We start from the raw sequence: 6637 nt of genomic DNA, 5'->3' as shown, positions 1-6637 counted from the left end.
CCCGCGATGCAGCGCGGGCCGCGGGAGGAGTCGGGGGGTGCGATGGGGTATTCGCGGAGCATGCTCTGCGCCCATCGAACGATTCCGGCGTGCAAGCCGGAATGCGCCCTGCAAGGGAGGGAAACGGTCATGACTGTCATGATCGGAGATACCGGCAACAGCCATGACCGTCAGGAAAAAAGGCGCTTCCACCAATCGGGTTTGCCGATCGCGGTCGAAGTCGGATGCGTGTGGATGCGCTTCGGCGCGTCCGGGTCGATGAGATCAGCATAAGACTGCAGCGCGCGGATGGTGGCGGCAATGCGATCACGCGGGGTGCCGTTGGCATGCAGGACATCGGCGAGCGCGTCGACACCGCGGAGGGCACCCTCGGTCAGACCGACGATTGCTGCCGCGACCGTACAGGTGTCCACATGCGATTCCATGCAGATCACCTGATCGCCGAGCACCTCGCGCCAGCGCGCTTCACAGTTTTGACGGCGTTGCCGATCCGGAATCAGGAAGAAGAGATGCCAGGATTCGGCGGCAGCGGCGACGACCTCCTCGAGCGCAATGTCTTCGTCGAGCCTCTCGCCGATCAAGGCTTCGATCTGATGGCGGGAAACGACCGGATAGGGATGTTCATCGCCGGTCATGAACAGATAGCCACGTTTTCTGCGCTTCACCCAGCAGTCGAGGTCGGTGTGTTGCGCGAGCACGTAGAAAGCCAGCTCGTAGCTCTCGCTATTAGAGCCCCCGCCTCCCCCTTCGAGGTAACTCCAGGTGAGCCACTGGTCGATCAGTTCCGCGGTGGTTTCGAACTGCCCAACCTGCAGCGGCGCGCCATCCGAGGTGGCGTCGCCAATTGCCATGAACATCACCTGCGGGTCGGGAACCCGGCAATCGGTCAGCAACTTCATGAAAGTCGGCAGATCGCGGCGTGCCAGGTATTCTGGAATATTCCCCATCGAGCCGGTGACATCGAGCGCAAAGACGATGCCAAGCGAGTTCGGATGTTCGGCGCTGTCGCGCGCTTCGCGAACCGACAGACCCTTGGGGTCCATCAAGGCGTGACAGCCGCGTTGTTTGAAGACTTCGGCGCGTGACAGCGCCGCCCGATCCGTGGTCAGCGCCGCATGCGCGCTGTGCGAATAACTACCGTAGCCCATGATGTTCTCCTAGCGGCAAGTCGCCGAAGTGGGGTTGAAAGGGATGAATTTCGGCGGCCCGAAAGAGGCGCGAGCGGCCGCGACCAGCGCCTGGTCAAGCCCGCGCGCGCCGACCTCGGCACACCAGGCGGCGTCTTCGCTGCTGCGTTCCAGCAAATCCACCAGGGGAGGAGGCGTACTGCGCCCGCAGGTGGGCAGCGTGTCGCCTCCGCACAAGAGCGCACGCAGGGTCCATGCCGATTGCCGCAGATCGCGGGCAATCGCTGCGTCATCCGCTCCAGGCATGGCGCGCGACCAGCCGACGAGGAGCACGCCGTGATCGCGCGGGTGCACGAGCCAGTGCTCGGGCCTCAGGTCGCCATGAGTCCAGTCGCTGTCGTGCGCAAATGCCAGCACTTCGAGGACTCGCCGCCAGATCCAGACAGCGTGCCGGGGCTCGATTCCGTTTGCTGCGTAACGCAAGACCTGCGCCAGGCTACCCCAGTATCCGGAAGGATGGCGGAGCAGCAGCCCTTCCCGCTGGTTCCCGCAGGCTGTTTCGCCAACACCGCTGGCAATCGCTTGCGGCACCCTTTGCGAGAAGTACGCCGCCTCTGCCAGCGTACTCGCCTGCAGGGCGCGCAGGATCGCGGCCTCGGCTGCAAGCACGCCGGATCTCGTACCGGCGTGCACCAGTTTGACGATCACCCGCTCCGGAAAGGGACCCATGCGTTCAGCAAGATGGACCTCGGCATGTTCGCCGACACCCACCCGCTTGAGCAATTGGTAGCGTTGCCCCTGCCAGCGCAACACCGGCAAGGTCGATGGGTAGCCGGCCAGGGCCTGCGCACGAACTCGCGCGGCTGCTTCGCGCAAGGGTGCCGCCTGCACGAGCGACTTGTTGCGGGTAACCGTCGCGCTGCAATAAGGACAGACCACCATGCGCCAGCTCGCCTGTCGGGGCAGTGCCGCACCGCATTGCGGACAGGTGAGTGCGGTGAAGGACATCGTGCCAGGCTCAGGGATGAAGGGACAGGAAGTGGTCGAGCAGATTGAAGTGATCTTCAAAAAAGCGACTTTCCATGGCCCTGAGTTCTGCGATCGGAGTCCACCTGGCTCGCGCCGCATCGTCAGCGCCGCTGACCTCGGGCAAGCGGCAGTCGCCGAGATCGAACCAATGCGCATGCGTGATCGTTCGCCCGCGCAGACTGCGGTCGGGATGATCGAAGACGGCAACGCCTTGCAGGGCCACTTCAAGGGTGGAATCGAGCAGGCCGAGACCGGTTTCTTCGCGCAGCTCACGAATCGCGCCTTGCAGGACGCGCTCGCGCGGCTCGAGAAAACCGCCCGGCACGGCCCACAAGCCCTTTCCCGGCAAACGCCCACGTTCGACGAGCAGGACATGCGCGGACGCGGTGACGACCGCATCCACGGTCACGAAAGGACCGCTTCCCCAGACCCGCCGGTTCTCCTCGAGGGCCAGATGCTCGCCGCGCAGTGGGTGATAATGCGGCAAGCGGGTCCAGCCCTTCAGATAGTGGACGATCGGCGTCGGCAGCAGCCCGCCGAGCAACGCCTGCGTCGCCGGCCAGTCTTCGCTCTCGAAGTAGATCTGGCGGATACTGGTTGCGTCGATCTCGTCAAATTTCGGTACGGCGACGAACTGCCAGCGCGGAAAGCGCTGCAGGTATTTGCTGGAGGCATCCTTGAGGTAGCCGACGAGGGCAATCCGCGCGCCAGGGGCACTGTATTCCTGCACCGCGGCGACGACCGCCTCGCCCCAGCGCCGATCGTCGTAGTAGTCGCGAATCGGCAGAAAACGGACACGCTCGCGCGTCGCGTCGTCGAGCGTGCTGCCGATCATGGCGGCGCGCTCCTCCCAGGTAAACGGGTTCTTGACATTGCGCGCGGCGTGCGCCGATCCGAGCAGGACGATCACCTGCCCGGCGCTTTGCAGGGTTCTGGCGAGCAAAGCCGCATGCGCATTGTGGAAGGGCTGGAAACGGCCAATCAGTACGGCAATGTCGAATCGGTCGGGGGTCATTGAATGGGCTCCTGGTCAGTCATAGCAAGCGGCAATCGGCATCTGCCGGCCGCTGCCGAAAGCGCGCCCGCGCAGGCGCAGAATCGGCGGGGCCTGGCGTCGCTTGTATTCGTTGCGCGCGATCATGCGCCGTATTCTCGTCACCAGCGCCCGGCCCTCGGCGTTGGCCAGCAGTTGCGCATAGGCGGACTCGACTTCCGCGTGCTCGTCGGCACCGAGGCGCTCACCCTCGATCAGCACCTTGAGGATCGTGTCCAGGATCGGATACGGAGGCAGGCTGTCGGTGTCCCGCTGACCGGGCGCGAGTTCTGCCGAAGGCTCCTTGTCGAGGATCGCTCGCGGGATCACTTCGCCATCGGCGCATTCGTTGAGGTGCCGGCTCAAGGCAAAGACTTCGGTCTTGTAGAGGTCACCGATCAAACCCAGACCGCCGTTGGTATCGCCGTACAGCGTGCAATAGCCGACCGAGATTTCGCTCTTGTTGCCGGTGGTGAGCAGCAGGTGGCCATAACTGTTGGAATACTCCATCAGGATGGTGCCGCGCACCCGCGCCTGCAGATTCTCGAGCGCCAGGCCGCGCAAGGGGCCGCCGCAGGCCGCGGCGAAGCCCGCCGCGAACTGGCTGACGAGGTCGTGGATCGGATGCTCGATCAGGCGGATTCCGAGCCTGCGGCAGAGCACTTCGGAGTCATCAACGCTGCCTGGCGTAGAGAAAGACGAGGGCATGGTGATGGCGACGACATGGTCCGCGCCGAGCGCCTCGACGGCGAGCGCCAGCGTCAGCGCGCTGTCGATCCCGCCCGAGGAGCCGACGACCGCGCTGCTGAAGCCGCAGCGGCGAGCGTAGTCGCGCAGGCCGAGAACGATCTGCCGACGGTAGAACTCCATCACCGGCAGACCTTCGGCTGCGACTGGCGGCAGGGCTTCCCCGGTGGCCGACAGGAAATTCGTGCCGTCCCATTGCAGCGTGCTCACCGCTTCGACAAAGCGCGGCGCCTCGAACACCACACCGGCAGCCGGAGAAACGGCGAACGAGGCGCCGTCGAAGACCAGTTGATCGTGCCCGCCGATCTGGTTCACATAGACCAGCGGGATCTGGTGGCGCTGACTGGCCGCCGCGAAGAGACGATGGCGCTGTTCGCGCTTGCCGATGTTCGACGGACTGGCGTTGATCGTCACCAGCAGATCGGGACGGGCATCGGCGAGGCGGCTAAACGGGTTGACCGCATAGTCGCTGCCGGCGTCGTTCCAGCCGTCTTCGCAGATCAGGAAACCGACCTGCGTGCCGTCGACGCGCAGGATCCGGGCAACATCCGGTCCCGGTTCGAAATGGCGGCGCTCGTCAAAAACATTGTAGGTCGGCAGCAACTGCTTCGCGTATCTGAGTAAAAGCGCCCCGTCGCGAAGCACGAGCAGACAGTTTTCGAGCGGCTTGCCGGGTCCGCTGCGCTGCATCGGTGCGCCGACCACCCAGCACAGGCCTGGTGTCGCGTGGCTGGCGGCGAGCAGTGTGTCGAGCCCCGCCGCCGCGCGCTCGATGAAATCGGCTTCATCGAGCAGGTCGCCGGGCGGGTAGCCGGTCAGGGACAGTTCAGGAAAAACCACCATCTGCGCCTGCTCGGCATGCGCCTGCGCGGCTGCGCGACACATCAGGCCGATGTTGCCGTCGATGTCGCCGATCGTCGGATTCAACTGCGCGAGGGTAAGGCGAAAGGCATTCATGGCCTTTCCACCGGATGATTGAAAACCTGCCGCAGGTAGGCCAGGAAGGTGCCGTCCTCGCACAACGTCTTGCCCGGAGAATCGGAAAGCTTGGCGACCGGCTGCCCGTTGCACGCCATGATTTTCATGACCACGTTCAGTGCCTGATGCGGCGTATCGTTCGAGAGATCGGTACCGATGCCGTAGGAGGTTTGCACACGTCCGCGCAAACGCCGGTACAGATCGACCGCACGCGGCAGGTTCAGGCCATCGGAGAAAACCAGGCGCTTGCTCATCGGGTCGATGTGCAGTTGCGCATAGTGGCGCAAAGCCTTTTCCGCCCATTCGAGGGGATCGCCCGAATCGTGGCGAAGGCCGTCGAACAGCTTGGCAAAGTACAGATCGAAATCGGCGAGAAAGGCATCCATGCCGACCACGTCGGTCAGTGCGATGCCGAGATCACCGCGATACTCCTGCACCCAGGCCTCGAGCGCCGCTTTTTGAAAATCGCGCAGACGAAAGCCGAACGCCTGGTAAGCCTGCAGGTACTCGTGCGCCATCGTGCCGATCGGCGTCAGCCCCAGCTTCTTCGCAAGGTAGACGTTGGAAGTGCCGCGAAAATGCTCCGGCACCTCGCTGGCCAGCGTGCGCACGACTTCCTCGTGCCAGGCAGCGGAATAGCGCCGGCGCAGGCCGAAGTCGAAGAAGATGAAAGGCTCGGTCGCCGACAGCAGCGCCTGCCGCTCCGATTTCAGGAATCCGACCTTTGCCTGCAGCCGTTCGCGCGCCACGGCAAGGATCGAGGCATCGGTCGATAGCCGGCGAAAATAGAGCTCATTGACCATGTAGAGCACAAAAATCTCGAATGCCATGACATGCACCAGGGGACCGCTGGCGATGACCCGCAGATGCTCGCCGTCGGCGCGCGTGCTGATGAAGCGGCGCTGGAAGCGAAAAACCGAGAGGAAATCGACGAAGTCGCTCTTGATGAAGCGCAGGCTGCGCAGATACGCGAGTTCATCGTCGCTGAAGGTCAGGGTACACAAGTGGTCGAGTTCGGCATCGACGTCGGCCTTGAGCTCGGCCAGTGGATAGACCGGCCGGTTCCGGCAGAAAAAGGCGTATTCGGCCTGCGCTCCCGGGTGGCTGTGCAGCAGCGCCTGCCACATCGTGAACTTGTAGAGATCGTTCTCCAGCAGGCTGCGAACGACGGGGGGATGAATTTTCTGCCAGGTCATGCTCACTCTCCTTTTCGGCAACGCCGACCAGCCGGCGCATGAACACACTGTAGACTACTTCGTTGCATTTTGCAACTAACAGACAAAAATATTTTCTCTGCTCATTCCCTCCTTATGAGGGTAACGTCAGTTCGGGATAAGTTTGGTGAAGGGTGAGAGCCGGCGGAAGTCCTGAAGTGATAGTCCGGGTTTGTCGGGCATGAAGCAATAGGCAATGGGGCCGGCCAGCAAGTTGACGGCGAAATGGAGGGGCGAGCGATGGCGGGTGCACTCGATCTGATCGAGGTCTTTCAGTTCGTCGATGACGGTTTCCACGAGGACTCGTTGCCGCCGCATGGCCGGGTCAAAGGGATCGAGGGCGACGGACTTCCCATTTTTTCGGATCACCCGTATTCCGGGGGTGCTCTATCGAAACTGAGCGGCATACAATACGCTTTTCGGCGCCTATCGCCGGGAGGTCTGGATGCTCGCTAACGGTCATGACTTTTTCAGACAACCTCGATCATGGAAGTCATGACCGTTTCCCT

The 6637-nt window shown here is 63.2% G+C and carries 6 protein-coding genes; all 6 read right to left on the bottom strand.

Features of this window, described 5'->3' with window-relative positions; all coding sequences use genetic code 11:
- Positions 1-170: 170 nt before the first annotated feature.
- Positions 171-1148, bottom strand: a complete 978-nt coding sequence (locus tag AW06_RS14345) for a hypothetical protein (protein WP_034951418.1) — start codon at positions 1146-1148, stop codon at positions 171-173.
- Positions 1149-1157: 9 nt separating this feature from the next.
- A complete protein-coding gene (locus AW06_RS14340; RefSeq protein WP_034951416.1) occupies positions 1158-2135 on the bottom strand; it encodes a serine/threonine protein kinase in 978 nt (325 codons plus the stop codon).
- Between the two features lie 10 nt (positions 2136-2145).
- On the bottom strand, positions 2146-3171 hold the full coding sequence (locus tag AW06_RS14335) for a bifunctional nicotinamide-nucleotide adenylyltransferase/Nudix hydroxylase (protein WP_034951414.1): 1026 nt from the start codon (positions 3169-3171) through the stop codon (positions 2146-2148).
- A 15-nt stretch (positions 3172-3186) separates the two neighbouring features.
- On the bottom strand, positions 3187-4893 hold the full coding sequence (locus tag AW06_RS14330; protein ID WP_034951412.1) for an NAD+ synthase: 1707 nt from the start codon (positions 4891-4893) through the stop codon (positions 3187-3189).
- Complete coding sequence (gene pncB, locus AW06_RS14325; RefSeq protein WP_034951411.1) at positions 4890-6110, bottom strand: nicotinate phosphoribosyltransferase; 1221 nt, start codon at positions 6108-6110, stop codon at positions 4890-4892. Before pncB ends, AW06_RS14330 begins: the two co-directional genes overlap by 4 nt.
- 126 nt (positions 6111-6236) lie before the next feature.
- Complete coding sequence (locus AW06_RS14320; protein WP_034951409.1) at positions 6237-6497, bottom strand: transposase; 261 nt, start codon at positions 6495-6497, stop codon at positions 6237-6239.
- Positions 6498-6637 lie beyond the last annotated feature (140 nt).

This window comes from Candidatus Accumulibacter cognatus (genome assembly GCF_000584975.1).
GTDB lineage: Bacteria > Pseudomonadota > Gammaproteobacteria > Burkholderiales > Rhodocyclaceae > Accumulibacter > Accumulibacter cognatus.
Note: the sequence above shows the minus strand (reverse complement) of the source record. Positions and strands in the feature narration are given on the sequence as shown.

Bases quoted from the DNA above. Each gene is read 5' to 3' on its own strand.
- AW06_RS14345 (WP_034951418.1), bottom strand. From the start codon at position 1,148: ATGGGCTACGGTAGTTATTCGCACAGCGCGCATGCGGCGCTGACCACG.
- AW06_RS14340 (WP_034951416.1), bottom strand. From the start codon at position 2,135: ATGTCCTTCACCGCACTCACCTGTCCGCAATGCGGTGCGGCACTGCCC.
- AW06_RS14335 (WP_034951414.1), bottom strand. From the start codon at position 3,171: ATGACCCCCGACCGATTCGACATTGCCGTACTGATTGGCCGTTTCCAG.
- AW06_RS14330 (WP_034951412.1), bottom strand. From the start codon at position 4,893: ATGAATGCCTTTCGCCTTACCCTCGCGCAGTTGAATCCGACGATCGGC.
- pncB (WP_034951411.1), bottom strand. From the start codon at position 6,110: ATGACCTGGCAGAAAATTCATCCCCCCGTCGTTCGCAGCCTGCTGGAG.